Source organism: Gloeocapsa sp. DLM2.Bin57 (genome assembly GCA_007693955.1).
GTDB lineage: Bacteria > Cyanobacteriota > Cyanobacteriia > Cyanobacteriales > Gloeocapsaceae > Gloeocapsa.
On sequence record RECR01000112.1, the window covers coordinates 35718 to 56857 of the forward strand.

The window sequence follows — 21140 nt, forward strand, 5'->3', positions numbered from 1 at the left end:
AGTTTAGCTATTTATTAATAATTCTTTGGCTTTTTGGTATTGGAGATCTGCTTCTGTACCTACTTCGTTGAGTCTAATAGCTGCTTGGGATACAATAATATCGGGAATAATGCCTAATTTATTGATGTCTTTGTGTGCTGGTGTTTCGTATTTAGCTACAGTTACGGCTAAACCTGAACCATCGGGGAGTTCAAACAGGGATTGAATTAAACCTTTTCCGAAGGTTTTCTCTCCTACTAAAAGGGCCCGGTGTTGGTCTTGTAGTGCTCCTGCAAGTATTTCTGAAGCGCTTGCTGTTCCCTTGTTAACTAGTAAAACTAGAGGTGTGTCAGTAATTGCGGTATAATTAGCGTCGTAACTGTCTAAGATTCCTTGACGGTTGACGGTATAAACGATTACTCCATCTTCTAACCAGAGTCTAGCGATTTCAATACCTGCTTGTAGTAATCCTCCTGGGTTGTTACGCAGATCGAGAATATAACCTTGAGCACCTTCTTGGCTCATTCTAACAATAGAGTGAGCAATTTCGGTACTTGCGTTGGCGCTAAATTGACTTAAACGTAGATAAGCGATCGGTTTTTCGGGGTTACTTTGATCTAAATAACTATAGACTGGATTTAAGGAAATGCGATCGCGGATCAGTTTAATGATTCTGGATTCGGTTTGTGGAGGTGATTGAATGGTTAAAGATACGGGTGTACCCACAGGTCCACGCATTAACATCGCTGCTTGATCTAAAGTTAGATTAGTGGTGTTTTTATCGTCGATAGCCAGAATGCGATCGCGTGCTTGTATTCCTGCTGCTTCCGCGGGTGATCCAGCTAGGGGGGCGACTACTTCTAATTGTTTTGTGTTTGGTTCTAAATCTATTTGTAAACCAACACCAGATAATTCACCACTAGTATTTACCTTTAAGCTACGGTATTCTTGAGGAGGTAGTAATCTGGTATAAGGATCTTCTAGAGACGCTAACATCTCTTTGATGGTTTGATAAGTCTCTTCGCGATTAGCCAGGGGTTTTTTAAGTAGTTTTTGTCTGAGTAACCACCAATTCTGATGATTAAAGCTTTCATCTATATAAGCTTGGTTGACAATGCGCCAGGATTGTAACAAGAGATCTTGTTCTGTTGTATAAGCTAAGGCTACTGGAGTTCTTACCAAAGCGATCGCTAATATGAATACACAAATGACTACCCAGATTTTTTTGACCATAGAAATTTAATCAGCAATTATCAGTTACTATTTTTAGTATAGTCATTTCAAACCAAACATGCTATGACCTTAAGTTTTCTCAAACATTTATAATTTCTTAATAAAAATTAAGGTCAAATTTTCTTCAATTACCCATCAGTTTCTTCTATCTCAGCATCAAATTTTTCTTTTGGCAATACAGCAATAGTGTCCTTCCAGGAAAGATATAAATTATATCCTTTTTTACTCATATACTGATAGCATTCTAATCTTGTTTTTGGCGTCAAATTACAATGTTCAAATTGTATTATTAAGGGTTGATATTTATCAAAGTTAATCTGTTTAAGTATCTCAAAATCATAACCTTCAGTATCAATTATAATTATCGGCAATGAATTAACATTATGCTTGTTTAGAAGAGATTCTATGCTAGTAGCTGGTAATGTTAAATTTATAATATTTGCTTGAAGATTTAGATTTTTTTTGACCTTTTCTAACCTGGCTTTATCACTCGTCGTAAAAACATCAAGTCTAACTAACTCACCTTCATCTTGTTTATCAAAAGTATATAGTTGAATCTCTTTCTGTTCATCTGATGCAATAGCTACATTTTCAAATATTAGTGTGTCTGCATAATCTTTATAATTTAATTTAAGTTTTTCAAAGAGTTCTGGTAATGGTTCAACTAGAATTCCTTTCAAGTTGAATTCTTTAATACATCTGTTAAAATTATCGTCATAAACGCCATCATTAGCTCCAATTTGCATAAAAAAGGGGTCTTGATTTTTTTCGTTGAGACTAGCTACTACTTTTTCTAAAAAAAGCTCAAAAATATTTAATTCTCTCTGTTTCTCTACATATGAATATACATCATGCAACTCAATAATTGTTTTTGAGGTTATGTCTAACCCTCTTGAAGAAAGTATTTTTCTTAGTATTAGGTTTAAGTATTTTTTCACTGAAAACCCACCTATGATTTAATAGTTGTTTTGCATTTTAACCAGATCATGGTTGTCCATATTCTACAAGACTGATAAGGCTACGTCAATATTTTGGCGTACGGACTCAGCGGAAGCTTGTAAAGCTCGAGATTCTGCTTCAGTCAAATCAACTTCTAAAATCTTTTCTACACCGCGACAACTGATCCGACAGGGAACACCGAGAAATAAATCATTAATCCCATATTCTCCTTGTAGATAGGTTGCAGCTGGTAACAGACGAGATTGATTGCGTATAATTGCTTCTACCATTAAACAAGCAGAAGAAGCGGGAGCAAAATAAGCGCCACCTGTTTGTAACAGCTTAACAATTTCGGCTCCACCATGACGCGTTCTTTCTACCAATTCATTAATAGTGGTTTCATCCATTAACTCGGTAATGGGAACACCTCTTACTGTACAATAACGAGGTAGGGGTAACATTAAATCACCGTGACCTCCTAAAACCATGGCTGAGACATCAGCAGTATAGACTCCTAGTTTCATAGCGATAAAAGCTTGTAAACGTGAGGAGTCTAACACCCCCGCCATCCCCATAACTCTATAAGTAGGTAATCCTGTGACTTTCCAGACTAGATAGGTCATCACATCTAAGGGATTAGTAATGACAATATAGATAGCATGGGGGGAGTGTTGGATGGTTTCTTTAGCGATATCGGCGACAATTTTAGCGTTGATTAAGGTTAAATCATCCCTAGTCATATTAGGTTTGCGCGCCATTCCCGCTGTAATAACAATTATATCAGAATTGGCGGTTGCCCCATAGTCATTAGTCCCGATAATCTGGCTATCGTGTAATTCTATCCCTTGGGCTGCCATTAAGTCTAGGGCGATACCTTGGGGTAATCCTTCGACGATATCTACTAAGACTACGTCAGCGAGGTTTTTTTCAGCTATGCGTTGGGTTAATGTACTACCAACTTTACCTGCGCCGATTACCGAAACCTTAATAGATGCACAGCTTGGGAGTAAAGTAGGGGCAAGTTCCATGATTCTATCCTTATGCTAATTCTAATTGGTCAAGACGAAGCCAAACACTAGGAGTAGGAACATAAAATTTAACTAGGGCGTATTCTGCATCAACTTCTAGGATTTCCCCTTTGCTGTTAAATAGATAATCGGGGAAGCGTGAATCGCTGGCTTTGGCTTCGAGGCTATTTTCTAATTTTTCTCTGACTACACGTACTAGTGAACCTTTTTTCATCTTAACTAACCTTTGAGCTTAAACTTCTAGTATTATAAATTGGCTAGGTTAGAATAATTATTTCAGTTCTCGACGTTTATTTTCTCCTTTATCTATTCTATCATCATGAACATCGCTTTACTCACCGATTTTGGGTTACAAGATATCTATGTAGGTGTTCTTAAAGGAGTTATCAGTAACATTAGTCGTGATTTGACGATCGTTGATTTAACCCACAATATACCACCCCAAGATGTATTTAAAGCTAGTTTTTGTCTAGGGAATGCTTTTGCTTATTTTCCTGCTGATACTGTCTATGTAGCAGTGGTAGATCCTGGAGTAGGTAGTCAGAGAAGAGCAATTGCCCTTGAATGTGCTAATGGCGCATATTTGGTTGGACCTGACAACGGTATATTTACGGGTATTTTGAACCAAATTAAGGTAATAGCTGCCAGAGAGTTAACTAATCCTGATTATTGGCGTAGTCATAACCCTAGTTATACTTTTCATGGTAGAGATATTTTTGCACCTGTGGGAGCACATTTGGCTAGTGGGGTAGCTTTTACTGAGTTGGGTAATTCTATTGAGGTAGATAGTTTAGTGAGACTTCCTCTACCGAGTTATCAGCTAACCTCTGAGGGAATAAGGGGAGTAATTCAAGATATAGACCATTTTGGTAATTTAATCAGTAATATTCCAGCAAAGGTGGTGGAGGGTAAAACTTGGTTTGTGGAAGTTGTAGGGATAATGATTAAGTCTCAAACTAGTTATAGTGGACAGAAACTAGGAGAATTATTGGCTTTAATTAATAGCGAGGGTTGGCTAGAAATCGCGGTTAATGGTGGTAATGCAGCCCACAGGTTAAAATTAAAGTTGGGAGATTGTATTTTAGTTAAAATAGAAGAAAAAAACAACAGATAGTGGAAATAACATTTTTAGGAACTAGTTCAGGAGTACCAACGCGATCGCGCAATGTCTCTAGTATTGCTTTACGTCTTCCCCAAAGAGCAGAAATGTGGTTATTTGACTGTGGAGAAGGAACACAACATCAAGTCTTACGGAGTGATTTAAAAGTTTCCCAACTCAGACGTATTTTTATTACCCATTTACACGGTGATCATATTTTTGGTCTCATGGGGTTATTAGCTAGTTGTGGTATGGCGGGACACGCTCAAGAGATTGATATCTATGGACCAGAAGGTTTAGAAGCATATTTAAGCGCTTGTACGAAGTATTCCCAGACTCATTTTGCCTATACTATTAGAGTACACACTGTCAAAGGTGGCTTAATCTACGAAGACGAAGAATTTAGCGTCAGTTGTCAACTGTTAAAACATCGTATTCCCGCTTATGGTTATCGGGTTGTGGAAAAAGATAAACCAGGTAAATTTAACCAAGAGAAAGCTAAAGCTTTAGGTATCCCTCCAGGACCTATCTATAGTAACCTCAAACGTGGGGAAATAGTTACTCTTGCTGATGGGAGAAAAATACACGGAAAACAATTGTGTGGACCTGTAGAAATAGGACGCAAAATGGCTTATTGTACAGATACGGTTTTTTGTGAAGGGGCGATCGCCTTAGCTGAGAAGGTTGATGTCTTGATTCATGAGGCAACTTTTGCTCATCAAGACGCACAAATGGCGTTTGAACGTTTACATTCTACCTCAACTATGGCAGCTCAAGTAGCTTTAGCCGCCCAAGTTAAACTTTTACTGATGACTCATTTTAGTCCTCGTTATGGTCCTGCAAATGCTTTGAGTTTAAATGATCTTTTAGCAGAAGCTAGGGCGATTTTTCCTAATACTAAATTAGCTTATGATTTTTTGAGCTATGAGATACCAAGAAATCGTACTAATCAACTAGTTACCTTCTAATTCTTTAGCTTGTAAGCGTTGAGTAAGTTTATCGAGATGTTGGTGTGTATTAATGGGTGCGCGAGGAGAGGGTAACTCTTGATTGGGCCAGCTATCCATATCAGCGCAAGGACAACTAGGAGAAATAAACCCTAGATTAATCATCGGTACTGGCATATTACAGCGCGCACAGGGTATGATATCCCATTTAGGGGAAAGTAACTCCGAGATGGTTTGATAAGTACCCTCAAGATGAGGGTTTTCTTCGGGGTGAGAGATAATCTCTTCCCAACAAGAGAGAAATTCAGCACAATAGCGATCGCCTTCGTAAACTTTATGGGGTAAAAGAGTGCGATCGCTTTTGCTGAGAATCATTTTTTTGCCTAACTGAAACCAGTAGGCTAAATATTGTTGTACTTCTGTCATTGATGCCATATTGACCAGCCAAATTTTTATTCTAACGAACTAGATAAAGGGGTAGCAATTTTAGTAAGATTAAGAACATGACCTGCGGTAACTAGATAAGTAGTATTAGCGATTTGTCCTAACTCTCTTACCAATGTACCTAAGCGATCGCGAAATTGGCGACCAAGAGGATAAGAGGGGACTACTCCCCATCCCGTTTCTTCTGCTACTAATATAATCGTTAAGGGGGATGATTGGAGAGTGATTAACAATTCTGTTTGGATTTGTTGCCAACTTAACTCATCTTCTTCTAAAAGATTAGCGATCCAAGTTCCTAGAGAATCAACTAAAAGACAACCAGGAGGTTTAGCTTGAGTAATAGCTGTACTTAAATCCTGGGGTATTTCCCAAGTTTGCCAATTTTGGGGTCTTCTTTGCTGGTGCAGAGTAATTCTGTTATTCCATTCTGCATCATCGGGAGTCAGTATAGCAGTAGCAATATAAGTAACCCTTGGGTATTGTTGAGCTAGGCTTTCTGCCCATTCGCTTTTACCAGAACGAGCAGGTCCTGTAACTAAGATAATTGTACTCATAATCTGGTGATTATTTCTGTTTATCCCGAAAGAATTGATAAATATCAGGAAGACGTAGGGTAATAGCCGCTATTTTGAGATAAGTTTTATGGTTAATAGCAGGACTACCCGAGACTATTTCTCCTGCTTTAATATCATTATGAATACCTGCTTGTGCAGAAGCGATCGCCCCATCTCCTATGTTAGCTTGATTGGCTATACCTACTTGTCCTGCGAGAATCACTCGATTACCTATAGTTACACCTCCTGCTAAGCCTACTTGTCCTGCTAAAGCACAATTTTCACCGATAGTACAACCATGTCCTATATGCACTTGATTATCTATTTTGGTTTGTTTACCGATACGGGTTTGTCCTACCGCAGGGCGATCGATGGCGCTATTACAACCTACTTCTACCCCCTCTTCTAAAACTGTTATGCCAGATTGCTGCATTTTATACCATCCCGTGGGAGTAGGCACAAAACCGAATCCTTCAGCACCGATTACAGCGCCACTATGGATAACACAATCTTTACCTATTTGACTGCGTTCGTGGATAGTACAATTAGCGTGGAGGATAGTGCGATCGCCTATAGTTACCTCCGGATAAATCACCACATTAGGATAAATACAAACATCATCCCCGAGAAAAACATCTTGTTCGATAACTACGTGAGCACCTATATAAGTATTTTTCCTTAACCTAACCGAAGGGTGAATGACTGCAGTAGGATGGACACCAGGTTGAGGGCGAAAGGGTTGATAGAATAAAGCAATAACCTGAGCAAAACTCAAGCGTGGTTCACGACTAGTTAACCAAGGAATCTGACGTTCAGAAGCGATCGCCTCTAAGGCTGGATCAGGAGGTATAATCAGAGCGGAAGCGTTAGTTTTAGCTACCCAATGAGCGTATTTTTTTCCCTCTATATAACTGATAGTCCCTGTCACTGCTTCATCTATAGCAGAGATTCCGCTTAGTTCTGGGTCAATTTCGGGATTATTAGTTAAACTATGTGCTAGATGGCTAACTTTAGGGACAATTTGGCTTAATTTCATCTCTTTTTAGATATGGTTGTAAGACTTCAGGAACTTTAATAGTTCCATCGGGTTGTTGATAATTTTCTAAGATAGCAGACATAGTTCTACCTACAGCTAAACCAGATCCATTGAGAGTATGGACAAACTGAGTACCTTTTTTCCCTGCTTGTTTAAAACGAATATTTGCCCGTCTAGCTTGAAAGTCTGTACAATTAGAACAACTAGAGATTTCCCGATATTTACCCGCAGAGGGTAACCAAACTTCCAAATCATAACATTTAGCCGCACTAAAACCGATATCTCCTGTACAGAGTTCAATGATTCTATAGGGTAACTGCAAAGCTTCTAAAATAGCGCTAGCATTTTTAACCATCTTTTGGTGTTCAACTTCTGAAGTATCAGGGTGAACAATTTTCACCAATTCCACCTTATTAAACTGGTGTAGTCGAATTAATCCTCGGGTGTCTTTCCCATAACTTCCCGCTTCTCTACGAAAACAGGGAGTGTAAGCACAATGTAAAATAGGTAATTGACTCTCTTCTAAAATTTCCTCTCGATAGAGATTGGTTAGGGGAACTTCAGCTGTAGGAGTTAACCATAAATCATCCTGGGCACATTTAAAACTTTCTTCAGCAAATTTGGGTAATTGTCCAGTTCCTGTTAAACTTTTACTATTGACTAGTACTGGTGGCATTACTTCTACATAACCTGCAGCGATTTGCCTATCTAGCATAAAGTTAATTAAAGCACGTTCTAAAGCTGCACCTACTCCAATCAGATTGACAAAGCGACTTTGAGATATTTTGACGGCTTTTTCAAATTCGAGAAGACCTAATTTTTCGCCTATTTCCCAATGAGGTAGGATACTGGGGTTAGGGTTTTTATATTCATCTCCCCAAGTAGTAATTTCTATGTTATCTGCTTCACTTTTACCGATAGGGGTTGAGATACTAGGTAAATTAGGTAACTGTAATAATAAATCTTCTATTTGGCTTTTTAATTCTTTCTCTTGGGGTTCTAACTCGCTCAATTGTGCTTTAATTTGATTACCCTCGGCTTTGAGTTCTGTAATTTCGTTACTTTGAGGGGTAGCACCTTTTTGCATTTTTTGCCCAATCAACTTACCAATTTCGTTACTACGAGACTGTAAACTGGTACGAGTAGCTTCTAATTCTAGTTGTGCTTGATCTAGCTTGAGTATTGCGGCTAAATCATAGACTGATGTGTTAGCTGTCCGCAAGTTTAAGCGATTTTGTACCTCTTGAGGATTATTTCTAATTTGTTTGAGATCTAACACTAATTTTTGACTCCATGATTTAGTTGAAAATTTATTTTAAGGTATTTTCGCGCTAATTTGATTAGCCTAAAAAATTGTAGAATATTCTTTATTCTAGTCAAATCTTATAACCATGGTCAGAATAGAACCTATTAATAGCAATATTGACAAACAAAGACGTAAAGAGTTGCGTTGGCGTCGTAGTCTTAATTTTTGGCAAGCTACTTGGCGATTAGTGTTTTTTAGTAGCTTGACTGCTGGGGTATTTTGGGGATTGAAGTTACCCTATTGGATGGTTGAAACTAATCAACAAATCGAAGTTAGGGGTAATCGGTTAATGGGTGAGGATGATGTGCGTTCTCTGATTGCTCTGGATTACCCTGAATATTTGTGGCGTCTGAATATTAATAATCTTATTGAACAATTAGAATCTAGTCAACCAATTATTGATGCTGAAATTACACGTCAGGTACTTCCTGTGCGTGTTAATGTTTATATTCAAGAGAGACAACCCGTTGCTTTAGTCTTGGCTTCGGAGTTAAATCAACAAACCCTTTCACCTAGTAAAATCTTATTGGGGTTTTTAGATAGAGAAGGGGTGTTTATTCCTGAGCATTTTTATCGCGATGGTGATGATTTTACTCAACCTACCCTGACTGTGATTGGGTTTTCTCCTCAATATCAGTCTTATTGGGTGGATATTTTTAATTTTAGTCAAAATTCGGGAGTGAGAATCTTTGAGGTTGAGTGGACAAGTTCTACAGTGATCATGTTAAAAACTGAGTTAGGGTTATTTTATCTTGGTAATTATCCTACTCAGCTGGAATCACAGTTAGAAGTAATTAGACTCATGAAAGGAGCTAGAGAACCTTTGGATTTTAGTAAGATAGAGTATATTGATTTGAGTAATCCCCAATTGCCCTCTGTGAAGCTAAAATCTTCTTAAAGAGGGCAAAATTGCTAAATTATTCAGCTTGACTTCCTTGGATTTTGAGTAGTAGAAAACCCCAAGCTAAACCAAAGAGAATCAAAACAGGGCATAAAATTGTACCCCATAGTAACATACTTTCTGCTGTCATTAACTTTACTCCTAAGATATCATACTTATTTTAAAGCAGTTCAGACACAATATGCCTAAATCATTTTTACCTAATCTAGCTATTACTATGGGCGATCCTGCGGGGATAGGTCCAGAAATTATTCTACAAGCTTTGAGTAACCCTCAATTTCAGACTGAGTGCAATATTACTGTGATTGGTAGTTTAGAGGTACTGAAAAATACTTATCAACGCTTACACAAACAATTAAACTTAGTCAATCCCGAGGATATCTTAGTCTGGGATGTCCCCTTAGAGAGTAAGATTGAACCTGGAAAGGGAACAGCAGCTACAGGAGAAGCTAGTTTTATTTATTTAGAAAAAGCGATCGCCGCTACTCTTGAGGGGAAGTTTGCAGGGATTGTAACAGCACCCATTGCTAAATCTTTATGGCAAAAAGCGGGGTATAATTATCCAGGACAAACAGAGGTTTTAGCGAGTAGAGCAGGTGTGAGTAAATATGGAATGTTATTTGTGGGGCGATCGCCCTATAGTAACTGGGTGTTGAGAACTCTTCTGGCTACTACTCATATCCCTTTAGCAGAAGTTCCCCTAAGACTTAACCCCCAACTCCTGACAGAGAAACTAGAGTTATTAATTGATTGTTTAGTTCAAGATTTTGGGATTACTCACCCCGAGATTATGATTTCTGGATTAAACCCCCACAGTGGAGAGGAAGGGAAATTAGGAACAGAGGAACAAGATTGGTTAATACCTTGGTTAGCAGAACAAACCCAAAGTTATCAGAATATTAAATTAAGCGGTCCAATACCACCTGATACTCTGTGGGTGAAACCTGGTCAAGCTTGGTATCAAAATACCGAAACCATTAAGACTGCTGACGCTTATCTAGCACTATACCACGACCAAGGTTTAATTCCTGTCAAGTTAATGGCTTTTGCCCAAGCGGTTAATACTACTATTGGGTTGCCTTTTGTAAGAACTTCCCCTGATCATGGTACAGCTTTTGATATTGCAGGTTGTGGTCAAGCCGATGCTACTAGTTTTCAAGAAGCGATTAAATGGGGGATTAGCCTAGTTAACTCCCGCTTTTTGCTCTAAATAATCAATAATATCCAAAAGAGCTTGATATTTAGGTGCTTCGCTAATAGCTTGGTCTTGATATTCTAATACACCCCAACTACCAAAGTGAGTAGGAGTACCTACATTAGAGAAATTAGCAAAAACTCCTCCTCCTACTGTATCAAACCAGTTTTTGAGATACTCCCGATATAAATCACCCATACGTGGATGTCTATTAGCTTCAATCATGGTTTGTGTTAATTGAGTTTGTCTTTGCATAGGACGTGGCACTAAATGTTGTCCACCTTCATAGGCGATTAAAGCAACATTGTACTTATCGGCTATTTGTTTTTGTTGCAAGGCGAATTCTAAAACCCTAGTTTCTATATGTTCTTGAGCTAAGTCTAGCAACTCATCAACAGTAATGTTTTCGTCAACTTTTTCCGCTCGATCTGCTCTAAAAGCAAAATAAGGAGCAACCGCTAATGCTGCAGGTTTATATCCTTGAGGATTAAGCTTAGGATTACTGAAGCGTTCTAATAGTTGCTCTGATAGATAAGGGCCAACCGCTTGAGAAGCAGCAACTATAATAATGCGATCTTCAAAGTTCTCTTGAAAAACTTCATCGAATATTTCAGCTATTCTTGCTAACCTTTGCACATGAAAATTAACACTGGATAAAAAATCATCACATCCTGCTATTCCCCAATCATTATTACCTTGATTTGCTACAAAAGTATCAGGATTATCACAGCCCACTTGGTACAACCATTGAGTTTGTCGAAACTGACCATTCCAAACTTCATTAGAATACTCTACATAAATTTTCTTATCTGGATTTAATTCTTGTTTTAATAATGTAGCCAATTCTCTGATATAGTTATCGTCGGCTTGATGTGGCATATTGATCCAAATATCAGCTTGTGTTCTATTAGCAAGTTGAGGAATATATTCAGGAGCCATACCATAGCCATTTCTGGCTTGGGTGTAAGTATCAGTCCTTGTGCGGTCTTCCCAGGTTATTACTTGATTATTATTGGTATTCATTAAATTCATAAAACGTAGTACTGCAAAAGGTTGTAATCGCTCTAGGAAAAGTGGATGAAAGATTTGTTCTGCGTAATTATCCTCAAATCCTGGCATAATCAAACGCATATTACGGATATGATTACCTTTAACAGATTTAACAATAGCGATATTAATTCTATCCCCATCGGTTCGAGTGATTCTATAACGTCCTGGTCCTTCTTGTCGATAACTCAGGTTTCTGCCAAATATTTCTATTTCTCCCTCTCCGTCAAATAATAAGATATAATCTCCTGATGGATAGCTTGGATTACCTGTTAAGGTAATAACTCTTTGAGGAGTACCATCAGGTGCAATAAAGGGAAGTTCTAAAGGATAACCGTTTTCATCCAGGGGAATCTGATCAATCATTTGTGTATTCCCAGGACCTCCTGGAGTCACATTTTGAGTAATCCATTCTGAACCTTGTTTCATTAAGTCAACAAACACCCATTGAGTAGAATAATAAGCTAGTCCACCTATATCATTGCCTAAAGCTGGTTTAGCTGCTATACTAGCCTGATTGCTTGGATTTTGAGCCATTGTTTTAGATTCGACCAATCCCGCTGAATTGTTTTGAGGTTGAGTCACACTGTTTAACAAAATAATAGACAAAAGTGTAATCAAGAATAAAGCGATTATTATATAGTTTTTTTTCGCAAGCATTATTTTGAATATTTACAAAACTTTATTGACATAAACATAATAACAGGTTATTTCATAAATTGACTTGTTCATAATATGGTATATACTGGAGTCAGTTTTATTAGTCTGTAATAGTAGTTATGTTTAGGCAAAAAATAAAAACTTTATTGGTCTGTGAACAGTGTAACCCAACTTTTTCTTCAGTTCCATTAGAAGGTTATCAGGTATTTGAGCATCTAAGCAAGCTTGTCGATCTAACTCTTGTGACTCATGAACGAAATAAAGATGCACTAGAAAAAATTCGTAACAATAGAGATATAGTTTACATAGAAGAATCTAAAACTATTAAGCAGTATTATAAATTAGCAGCCAAACTCAGTACTTTTAAAAATAGGACTATTTGGCCAATACATCACACTCTTACATATCCTGTTTACGAAGAATTTAATAATATTGTTTATAATCAATTTAAACAACCTATTCTTCAAGGGGAATATAATTTAGTTCATTTCTTTACTCCTATGATGCCACGTTATCCTTTAAAGCTGATTAGGGTATGTCAGAATACTCCTGTCGTTATTGGTCCTGTTAATGGAGGTGTACCTTATCCAAAAGGATTACAAGAAGTGGCTAAGCAAGAATTTAGTGATTTCAATTTTTTGCGTTCAGTAGGAAGATTTATTATTCCTGGATATAGAGAAACTTACGAAAAAGCTAATTATATATTTGCTGGTTCTACTTATACTTTAAACTTAGTTAAAGAATTATTTAACATTGAAGATGAACGTTTAGAATTGCTATATGAAAATGGATTAACTGAATCGTTTTTTAAATATCCAGAGTCAAAAGAAGAAGCCAAGGATCAAGAAGGTGAAAAACGAACTATCAAGCTATTATTTGTGGGGAGGCTAGTTCCTTATAAAGGTGCTGACATGGTCATAGAAGCTATTGGTAATTTAAAGCAATTAGTGCAAGAAAAAATCTTGTTAACTATTGTTGGAGACGGATCAGAACGACAGAAACTAGAAGAACAAATTAGACAGTTAAACTTAGAATCAAAGGTCTTATTTAGTGGTTGGGTTCCTCAAGAGCAAACAGTAGATTATTATCGAAATGCTGATATTTTTTGTTTCCCTTCGGTTCGGGAATTTGGCGGGGCAGTTGTTTTAGAAGCATTCGCTAATGGTCTGCCTGCAATTGTAGTTAACAATGGGGGGATTGGTGAATATGTCACTGAAGAAACAGGGTTTAAGATTGAGCCGAACTCTAGAGAATTTATTGTAACAAAACTTAAAGAAAATATTGAGACATTAGTAGAAAATCCTTCCTTAAGAGAAGCAATGTCTGTTAATGCTGTTAAGCGTGCCCAAGAGTTTACTTGGACTGCAAAAGCTCAGAGAATGGTAGAAGTTTATGAGCAGTTACTGAAGTAAGTTAAAGATTAGCTTCAGAATTAATTCTGAAGCCATTTTGATAACTAACTAACAGTAGATAATTGCTCTTTAAAGAAAACCTCTCTAATTTCTTGAGCAATTTGAGGACTAGTTAAACCTAAATCAGCTTTAGATTGATTAGGCTCGGCGTGTTCTACTAATTTATCAGGGATACCAAAGCGTTTAAGTGGAACAAGAATATTATTATCCATTAACGCTTCGGCTACTGCTGAACCGAATCCACCCATTAAACAACCCTCTTCTAGGGTAACCACTTTACCGATACGTTGAGCTAAAGGTAAAATTAACTCAGTATCTAAGGGTTTGACAAAACGAGCATTAATCACAGTAGCTTCTATACCGTGTTCGCTGAGAACTTCGGCGGTTTGCATAGCCGTATAAACCATTGAACCGTAACCTAGCAATAAGACATCTTCCCCATTGCGCAGAATTTCGGCTTTACCTATGGGTAATCCTTCCCATCCTTCTTCCATGAGTGGAACACCGAAACCACTACCACGAGGATAACGCATGGCGATCGGTCCTGTGGTGTAATTAATTCCTGTGACGATCATTTCTTGTAATTCTGCTTCGTCTTTCGGAGCCATGATCACCATGTTAGGAATACAACGTAAATAGGCTATATCGTACATTCCCTGGTGAGTAGGACCATCAGCCCCAACGATTCCCGCGCGATCTAAACAGAAGAAGACGGGTAAATTTTGAATACAAACGTCGTGAATAATCTGGTCGTAAGCACGTTGTAGGAAAGTAGAATAAATAGCTACAACGGGGCGCATTCCTTCACAAGCTAAACCTGCGGCTAGGGTGACGGCGTGTTGTTCAGCTATACCCACGTCTATATACTGTTTCGGTAATTTAGCGTGTAATTTATCTAAACCTGTACCAGTAGCCATAGCTGCGGTGATCGCCATAATTTTGGGATTATCTTCAGCTAGTTTGGTGAGTGTATGACCAAATACTTTGGAATAACCTGGGGGTTTGGGTTTATTGGAGGGTATAGGTTTACCGGTAGAGAGATTAAAGGGGTTTTGTGCGTGATAACCGACTTGATCTTGTTCGGCGAGTTCGTAACCTTTCCCTTTAACTGTAGCTACGTGAACAAGTACAGGACCTTTGATGCGGTGTCCTTGTTTAAAGGTATTGATTAATTCTTCGAGGTTATGTCCATCGATTGGTCCAAAGTAGGTAAAACCTAGTTCTTCAATAACTGCACCAACTTTAGAAACCGCTAAACGCTTCATCCCTTCTTTGACTCTCTCCATTTCTGGTGTCAAAGATTCTCCTAAAAAGGGGAGGTGTTTAAATTGTTCTTCTAAATTATCCGAGAGAAATTGTATAGGATCGCTTAAACGAACTTTATTAAGATAACGAGAGATAGCCCCAACATTGGGAGAAATAGACATTTCATTGTCGTTAAGTACAACCATCAGGTTAGTATGGGGTAGGTGTCCTGCGTGGTTGATTGCTTCTAAAGCCATTCCACCTGTTAAAGCACCATCTCCGATGACTGAAACAACTTTGTAATCTTCTCCTTGGGCGTCTCTAGCTAAAGCCATACCGAGACCTGCTGAGATACTGGTAGAAGCGTGTCCGGCGCCAAAATGGTCAAATTTGCTCTCACAGCGTTTGAGATAACCGGCTATTCCTTCTTTTTGACGTAGGGTATGGAATTCGTGGTATCTTCCTGTGAGCATTTTGTGGGGATAGGCTTGATGTCCTACATCCCAGATTACTTTGTCTCTGTCTAGGTCTAGGGTTTGGTAAAGTGCTATGGTTAATTCTACTACTCCTAATCCTGGTCCTAGATGTCCACCGCTAGTGGCTACGGTTTGTAAATGTTTTTCGCGAATTTGCCGTGCTATGGTTTCGAGTTGACGAACCGACAAGCCATGTAACTGGTTCGGGTGAGTAATTTCACTTAGGTGCATATCGGCCTATTGAATTTAGATCTACTATTTAACACTTTAACTTTTTTTTAAGATTAGGATGGTTAATAATAATAACAAAATAGTTGTTTACAGTTTTTCTTTGACGGTGATACCATTTCTTTTCAGGACATAAGCGGGTATTCCCACTACAACACAGTCATCGGGAACGTCTTTGACTACTACTGCGTTAGCTCCTACGGTTACGTTGTTACCTATTTGTATGTTACCTAGTACTTTCGCTCCTGCGGTTATTCTCACGTTATCACCTATTTTAGGTCTTCCTGTTTTGTCTTTATAACCAATGGTTACTTGTTGATTAATCCAGCAGTTGGCCCCTAACTCCGCCATAATAATTGTACTAAACCCGTGTTGGATGAATAACCCTGGTCCAATTTCACAGGATAAGTCAAGAAATAAGTAGGGACAAGGTGGGTAGAATATTTTTAGGCAAAACATGGCTAGTTTACCTGCTATATTACCCTTGAAGAGACGATAGTAATAGAGATTACGGAATTCTTGGGCTTCTTGGAGTAATGCTAAGAGTTGTTTAAGGGGCGATCGCTTTGACCAAGATAAACAATCCTCCCATCTGTCAATGTCTTGGCGAATTATTGCTTGTTGATCAGTAAGTAAAAAGGCTATTAATAGGGGGGATACCGAGATTATTTTTAAGTTAAAACAAATTTGTCTGAGAATTTTTGGCATATGACGTTAGAATTCGTTCCTACTGTTTCTGTAATTATTCCTATTTATAACGGGGAAGCAGATTTACCAGGATTGTTAGAGGCTATTTATCAGCAACGTTATCCTGTGACTGCAGTAGAATATCTCTTGGTTGACAATAATAGTAGCGATCGCACTGCTGAAATATTAACTCAAGCTGTACAATACGCAACCGAAAAAGGTTTAAATCTACAATATCTTAGTGAAATGGAGATTCAAAGCGCTTACGCTGCTCGTAATCGCGCGATTCGGGATGCTGTTGGTGAGATTCTCGTCTTTACCGACGCTGATTGTCGTCCTGATGCTGATTGGTTAACCGAAATAGTACAACCTTTTGTTCAAGATAATATCGCTCTAGTTGTGGGGGAAATTCAAGCTTTACCAGGAAATACTTGGTTAGAGCAATACGCTGAACGTGTTAACATGATGTCACAAAAGTGGTTAGTAGAGCATCCTTTTTCTCCCTATGGTCAAACTGCTAATTTAGCGATCAGACAAAAAGCGATCGCCGAGGTGGGTTTATTTCGTCCTTATTTAACATCAGGGGGTGATGCTGATTTATGTTGGCGTATTCAGAGTCAAACCCAATGGCAATTAGCATATGTTCCCCATGCCCTAGTTTACCATCGTCATCGTAGTAATCTGGGGGATTTTTACCAACAATGGCGACGTTATGGCAATTCTAATCGTTATCTACATGAGTTACACGGAGTGGAATTAGGACCAGAATTAACCTTCAGTGCAACGGTTTACCGTTTAAGTCGTTGGTTACTTAAAGAATTACCCTTAGATACTCTGAAAATCGTCACAGGAGAAGGTCAACCCATTGATTTACTCAAAACACCAATTGGTTTAATCGGGTTTCAAGCTAGATCTATAGGTCAGAAACAGGCTAAATTACCTGAATTAGCTAGACGAATTGATTATATCTAGTATAAACGACTTATCACATACTCTGGTAATTCTTGTAAGGTTTGCAAGGATGGACAGGGTTTTAACCCTTCTAAGTATTGCATGGCTAAGTTAGCTTGTTCTAGGGCTAAATTTCTGGTCTTTTCTAAACCTTTGCTTTCTCTGACTAATTCTAATGCTGTTTCTATGTCTCCTTCTTGACTAAATTCTCTTTCAATCAATACCGTTAATGAGGGTTTTTCTGCTAAAGCGTAGATTACAGGTGCGGTTAAGTTACCACTGATTAAGTCTGAGCCTGCGGGTTTGCCTAGTATATCTGTAGAACCAGTGAAATCTAAAAGATCATCGACAATTTGAAAAGCTAAACCGAGATGACGTCCATAGTGGTAAAGGTTATCAGCTATAGTTTCTGATGTATCACTTAGCAAACAAGCGGATTTAGCGCTATTAGCAATCAGGGAAGCGGTTTTGTAATAACTTTTATCTAAATAGGTTTCCAAAGATAAACTTGTATCAAAACGATTGATTCCTTGTAAAATCTCTCCTTCGGCAAAGTCACGAATTACTTCTGAGAGAAGTTTAACTACTTCGAGATTGTCTAAATTAGCTAAATACCAAGAGGATTGAGCAAAAAGAAAATCTCCCGCTAATACCGCGATACGATTACCAAATAAATTATTAACCGTGGGGACATTCCGTCTTAATTCAGCTTCATCCACTATGTCGTCGTGAACCAAACTCGCGGTATGAATCATTTCGGTTATTTCCGCTAAACGTCTATGTCTCGGGGTAATCTCTTGATCTACCATCGTTGCTCTCGATACTAATAAGACGATCGCTGGTCTGATTCTTTTTCCTCCTGCGCTAAACAGGTGTTCTGCTGCTGCTTCTAGAATCGCGTGACGTGTACCAATTAGTTTCTTGAGGTTTTCTGTCAAAAGACTGAGGTCTTTATCTACGGGTGTAAACAGGGAAGTTGCTGATATCATTGATTAGCCCCATCTGGCAAAATAGTTACGAAAGTTTACATATTCTTTAATTTATTTTAAGCTAATCTTTACAAGAGAGAAATTTTCTTGCCATTTTTTACTAAAAATTTTTTACCAAATTGGCAAAATGTATGTTACTTTAAAAGTAAGGGATTTAAGTATTTAGAGAACAGCGCTCTAATTTTTGTCTCCTTGGGGAGATGAGGATAAAAGTGTATTCTAGGTCACAGTTTACTGAGAGTTACAGACTTGGGTATGTAATGCGTGAGTTTAAGGAAAGTCAGAGTAATCTGATTTTGCTCAACGGAAGTAAACTACTAAAGTAAACCCATCAACAAAGATTGAATATATTCCTAGGAACATCGTGGTTGTTTTAGGATAAGTATAGCTCTGCTAATGCGCTCTCAGGTAAGTAACAACCAGAGAGGGAGATGTCGCTATTATCTTATAGCGATTTCCTAAAGTACTTTATTCCAATCAAACAAGAAACGATGTATCCAGGGAATTAACCAAATCCTTAATGGATAGGTTGGTAAATTTATACTACCTAATCAACTTAGTGGTTGTGGTTGGGTAAGTTTGTGTTGACTGCATCAACGTTTTTCTTTCGCTCCTGATTTGTACACCTTACTTGAGAATGGGGAATATTGCCATGTTTATTGTCTTGCTTGCTACGCTTTATTTATGTACTATTTACTTATTACTATTATTTGCTCAACGTCTCAGAAGAGTTTAACTAGAGACAAACTAGGTCAATTTCTGCTTCGAGGGAAGATTCAGGACTTAGTTGGGTAACCAGAAAAGGTTGTACGGGGGTAAAACCTCCGTCAATAGGAGCAGCGTAACTGTATATGCTGCTAGCTACTAAGGCTATATGGCGATCGCTGACTAAGAGACCATGGGTAGGATCGTAACCGCGCCAACCTCCACCAGGGAGATAAACTTCGGCCCAAGCGTGTAAATCCCGTCGCTCTTGTTCGCGATCGCCCTCTTGATAGCCACTGACAAAACGACTAGGTAATCCCACGGTTCGACATACTTCCATAAACAGAACAGCGAAATCACGACAAGAACCCTGTTGAGAATTCCAGGTAATCCCTGGAGGGAGAGGATCTCCTGTTTCCCTATGGAGATAACGACAATGATTATAAATATGTTGATTCAGAGTAGATAAAAAAGCTGTGACATCACCGTTTACCTGTAGGGAGATTTCTTGAGCTAATTTTAAGGATACAGGGTCAACAAAACCCTGATAAAATTCCAGATAGGGAGTAATTAGACTTTTGAAAGAACTAGGGTAATCTAAGGGGAGTTGTATTGACCAGGGTTCAAGCAGATAATCAAAAGGATTTGCCTTATAGGTTTCTACCTCTGACTCTAGATTAATTACTAATTGCTCTGTAGGTTTAGTAAACCAAACTTGAATCAAATAATTACCATCGAGATCCGTAGTGTGAGAGATACCCTCTGGTTGTGGATCTATATTTAACTCAAACCGCAATAATTTTTGCCAAGCATCGGATCGAGGTTGCAGGCGGATTACATGGGGCTTGAGAATTACTGATTGATTATATTGATAGGTTGTTTTATGTTTAATTAAATAGCGCATAGATCACAGACACCATAGATAGCTAACTCATAACTTTGAGCGCGTAAACCAGAAGGGAGTTTATCGAGATTAACACCATCGAGAATATCCCAATCCAGGTCAGATATCGCCCCACAGACTTCACAACAAAAGTGGTGATGAGGTTCAATATTAGCATCATAACGACACACACCTTCGGACAATAAAACCTGTCTAACTAATCCTACCTCTTGTAGAGCTTGTAAGCAACTATAAACAGTCGCTTGAGAAGAAATGGGGCTATCTTGATTGAGATCCAAAAGAATTTGTTCAGCAGTAGGATGATCACGACGTCCTAACAAATTAGCATAAACAGCGAATCGTTGTGGAGTAACGCGAAGTCCTCTAGACTTAAGAGCGTTAATAATTTGATGAGCTTTCATTATCATCTTAAAGATTTTTCTTATTCTTTGATTATAACACTACTTTAAAATAAGTATTTATTACTATTGACTTATTCCTAAATAAGAATTATTCTGAGATAGAGTCAAAAATAAATATTTTAAAGAGGTAAATATGCCAGTACTAGACACCGTACCAGACGTAGTATTTAAAACCCGTGTTCGTGACGAATCAATCAAACCCAACCCTTACCGTTGGCAAGACACAACTACCAAAGAAATTTTTGGCGGTAAAAAAGTAATCGTATTTTCGTTACCTGGTGCATTTACCCCTACTTGTTCCTCAAATCACCTACCTCGTTACGAAGAACTTTACGAAGAGTTCAAAGCATTAGGAGTTGATGAAATCATGTGTATTTCAGTTAATGATGCTTTTGTAATGTTCAAATGGGGTAAAGAAATCGGAGCAGAGAAAGTAAAATTACTACCAGATGGTAACGGTGAATTTACCCGTAAAATGGGAATGCTCGTAGATAAATCCAACCTAGGGTTTGGTATGCGTTCTTGGCGTTACTCTATGTTTGTTAACGACTGCAAAATTGAGAAAATGTTTATCGAGCCAGATTTTGCTGACAACTGTCCTACAGATCCTTTTGAGGTATCCGATGCAGACACCATGTTAGCCTATCTCAAAGGTACTCAACCTACAGGAGTTTGTGAGCCTCGTAAAGCTTTTGTTGGTTAAAGTCTGAAATAACAGTATTGTTAGAATACTAGGCAAAGAGTCTTTTCTTTGCCTTTTTTAATATTAATAGG

At 38.2% G+C, this 21140-nt stretch carries 22 protein-coding genes; 7 read left to right on the forward strand and 15 right to left on the reverse strand.

Annotated features, from left to right (window positions below):
* Nucleotides 1–3: 3 nt before the first annotated feature.
* From EA365_14575 to EA365_14590, 4 genes are all read right to left on the reverse strand, one after another.
* Nucleotides 4–1212 carry a PDZ domain-containing protein gene (locus tag EA365_14575; protein TVQ42613.1) on the reverse strand — a complete coding sequence of 403 codons (1209 nt, stop codon included), beginning with the start codon at nucleotides 1210–1212 and terminating at the stop codon, nucleotides 4–6.
* 128 nt (nucleotides 1213–1340) lie between these two features.
* Nucleotides 1341–2150 carry an FkbM family methyltransferase gene (locus tag EA365_14580; protein TVQ42614.1) on the reverse strand — a complete coding sequence of 270 codons (810 nt, stop codon included), beginning with the start codon at nucleotides 2148–2150 and terminating at the stop codon, nucleotides 1341–1343.
* Nucleotides 2151–2213: 63 nt separating this feature from the next.
* Nucleotides 2214–3179, reverse strand: coding sequence for a malate dehydrogenase (gene mdh, locus EA365_14585; GenBank protein ID TVQ42615.1), 966 nt, complete (start codon nucleotides 3177–3179; stop codon nucleotides 2214–2216).
* A 10-nt stretch (nucleotides 3180–3189) separates the two neighbouring features.
* The gene (locus EA365_14590) at nucleotides 3190–3393 is read right to left on the reverse strand and encodes an NAD(P)H-quinone oxidoreductase (GenBank protein ID TVQ42616.1); all 204 of its coding nucleotides are present in this window, start codon (nucleotides 3391–3393) and stop codon (nucleotides 3190–3192) included.
* A 105-nt stretch (nucleotides 3394–3498) separates the two neighbouring features.
* Between EA365_14590 and EA365_14595 the strand changes: the two genes are divergently transcribed.
* Together EA365_14595 and EA365_14600 are read left to right on the forward strand one after the other, a co-directional pair.
* Nucleotides 3499–4293, forward strand: coding sequence for a hypothetical protein (locus tag EA365_14595; GenBank protein TVQ42617.1), 795 nt, complete (start codon nucleotides 3499–3501; stop codon nucleotides 4291–4293).
* A complete protein-coding gene (locus EA365_14600) occupies nucleotides 4293–5246 on the forward strand; it encodes a ribonuclease Z (GenBank protein TVQ42618.1) in 954 nt (317 codons plus the stop codon). Before EA365_14595 ends, EA365_14600 begins: the two co-directional genes overlap by 1 nt.
* Here the strand turns inward: EA365_14600 and EA365_14605 are convergent.
* The 4 genes from EA365_14605 to EA365_14620 are packed head-to-tail and all read right to left on the reverse strand — an operon-like array spanning nucleotide 5232 to nucleotide 8538.
* Nucleotides 5232–5660 carry a hypothetical protein gene (locus EA365_14605; protein ID TVQ42619.1) on the reverse strand — a complete coding sequence of 143 codons (429 nt, stop codon included), beginning with the start codon at nucleotides 5658–5660 and terminating at the stop codon, nucleotides 5232–5234. The two genes, EA365_14600 and EA365_14605, sit on opposite strands and share 15 nt — an antisense overlap.
* Before the next feature lie 17 nt (nucleotides 5661–5677).
* The gene (locus EA365_14610; GenBank protein TVQ42620.1) at nucleotides 5678–6223 is read right to left on the reverse strand and encodes a bifunctional adenosylcobinamide kinase/adenosylcobinamide-phosphate guanylyltransferase; all 546 of its coding nucleotides are present in this window, start codon (nucleotides 6221–6223) and stop codon (nucleotides 5678–5680) included.
* Between the two features lie 10 nt (nucleotides 6224–6233).
* Complete coding sequence (gene lpxD, locus EA365_14615; protein ID TVQ42621.1) at nucleotides 6234–7259, reverse strand: UDP-3-O-(3-hydroxymyristoyl)glucosamine N-acyltransferase; 1026 nt, start codon at nucleotides 7257–7259, stop codon at nucleotides 6234–6236.
* The gene (locus EA365_14620) at nucleotides 7234–8538 is read right to left on the reverse strand and encodes a serine--tRNA ligase (protein ID TVQ42622.1); all 1305 of its coding nucleotides are present in this window, start codon (nucleotides 8536–8538) and stop codon (nucleotides 7234–7236) included. Before EA365_14620 ends, lpxD begins: the two co-directional genes overlap by 26 nt.
* A 112-nt stretch (nucleotides 8539–8650) precedes the next feature.
* Here EA365_14620 and EA365_14625 point away from each other — a divergent pair, with 112 nt between their 5' ends.
* A complete protein-coding gene (locus EA365_14625; protein ID TVQ42623.1) occupies nucleotides 8651–9463 on the forward strand; it encodes an FtsQ-type POTRA domain-containing protein in 813 nt (270 codons plus the stop codon).
* Nucleotides 9464–9482: 19 nt separating this feature from the next.
* On the opposite strand, the gene EA365_14630 is transcribed toward EA365_14625, so the two are convergent.
* On the reverse strand, nucleotides 9483–9596 hold the full coding sequence (locus tag EA365_14630) for a cytochrome B6 (GenBank protein ID TVQ42624.1): 114 nt from the start codon (nucleotides 9594–9596) through the stop codon (nucleotides 9483–9485).
* A gap of 51 nt (nucleotides 9597–9647) precedes the next feature.
* Here EA365_14630 and pdxA point away from each other — a divergent pair, with 51 nt between their 5' ends.
* A complete protein-coding gene (gene pdxA, locus EA365_14635; GenBank protein TVQ42625.1) occupies nucleotides 9648–10676 on the forward strand; it encodes a 4-hydroxythreonine-4-phosphate dehydrogenase PdxA in 1029 nt (342 codons plus the stop codon).
* Here pdxA and EA365_14640 read toward each other — a convergent pair.
* A complete protein-coding gene (locus tag EA365_14640) occupies nucleotides 10650–12293 on the reverse strand; it encodes a hypothetical protein (protein TVQ42626.1) in 1644 nt (547 codons plus the stop codon). The genes pdxA and EA365_14640 overlap by 27 nt on opposite strands.
* A gap of 194 nt (nucleotides 12294–12487) precedes the next feature.
* Between EA365_14640 and EA365_14645 the strand changes: the two genes are divergently transcribed.
* Complete coding sequence (locus EA365_14645; protein TVQ42627.1) at nucleotides 12488–13780, forward strand: glycosyltransferase family 1 protein; 1293 nt, start codon at nucleotides 12488–12490, stop codon at nucleotides 13778–13780.
* 44 nt (nucleotides 13781–13824) lie between these two features.
* Here EA365_14645 and EA365_14650 read toward each other — a convergent pair whose 3' ends face one another.
* Together EA365_14650 and EA365_14655 are read right to left on the reverse strand one after the other, a co-directional pair.
* Nucleotides 13825–15732 (reverse strand): 1-deoxy-D-xylulose-5-phosphate synthase, encoded by a 1908-nt coding sequence (locus EA365_14650; GenBank protein ID TVQ42628.1) that lies wholly within the window; start codon nucleotides 15730–15732, stop codon nucleotides 13825–13827.
* 87 nt (nucleotides 15733–15819) lie between these two features.
* A complete protein-coding gene (locus EA365_14655; GenBank protein ID TVQ42629.1) occupies nucleotides 15820–16437 on the reverse strand; it encodes a serine acetyltransferase in 618 nt (205 codons plus the stop codon).
* Here EA365_14655 and EA365_14660 point away from each other — a divergent pair, their 5' ends adjacent.
* Entirely contained in the window at nucleotides 16438–17388 is a 951-nt protein-coding gene (locus EA365_14660; GenBank protein ID TVQ42630.1) for a glycosyltransferase, read from the forward strand. It begins immediately after the preceding gene.
* On the opposite strand, the gene sds is transcribed toward EA365_14660, so the two are convergent.
* The 3 genes from sds to EA365_14675 all read right to left on the reverse strand — a co-directional run bounded on the left by sds (nucleotide 17385) and on the right by EA365_14675 (nucleotide 20372).
* Nucleotides 17385–18356, reverse strand: a complete 972-nt coding sequence (sds, locus tag EA365_14665) for a solanesyl diphosphate synthase (GenBank protein TVQ42631.1) — start codon at nucleotides 18354–18356, stop codon at nucleotides 17385–17387. The genes EA365_14660 and sds overlap by 4 nt on opposite strands.
* 736 nt (nucleotides 18357–19092) lie before the next feature.
* Nucleotides 19093–19965 carry a transglutaminase family protein gene (locus EA365_14670; protein TVQ42632.1) on the reverse strand — a complete coding sequence of 291 codons (873 nt, stop codon included), beginning with the start codon at nucleotides 19963–19965 and terminating at the stop codon, nucleotides 19093–19095.
* The gene (locus EA365_14675; protein ID TVQ42633.1) at nucleotides 19953–20372 is read right to left on the reverse strand and encodes a transcriptional repressor; all 420 of its coding nucleotides are present in this window, start codon (nucleotides 20370–20372) and stop codon (nucleotides 19953–19955) included. The genes EA365_14670 and EA365_14675 overlap by 13 nt, the downstream gene beginning before the upstream one ends.
* Before the next feature lie 127 nt (nucleotides 20373–20499).
* On the opposite strand from EA365_14675, the gene EA365_14680 reads away from it, so the two are divergent.
* Entirely contained in the window at nucleotides 20500–21069 is a 570-nt protein-coding gene (locus tag EA365_14680) for a peroxiredoxin (protein ID TVQ42634.1), read from the forward strand.
* Nucleotides 21070–21140: the final 71 nt, after the last annotated feature.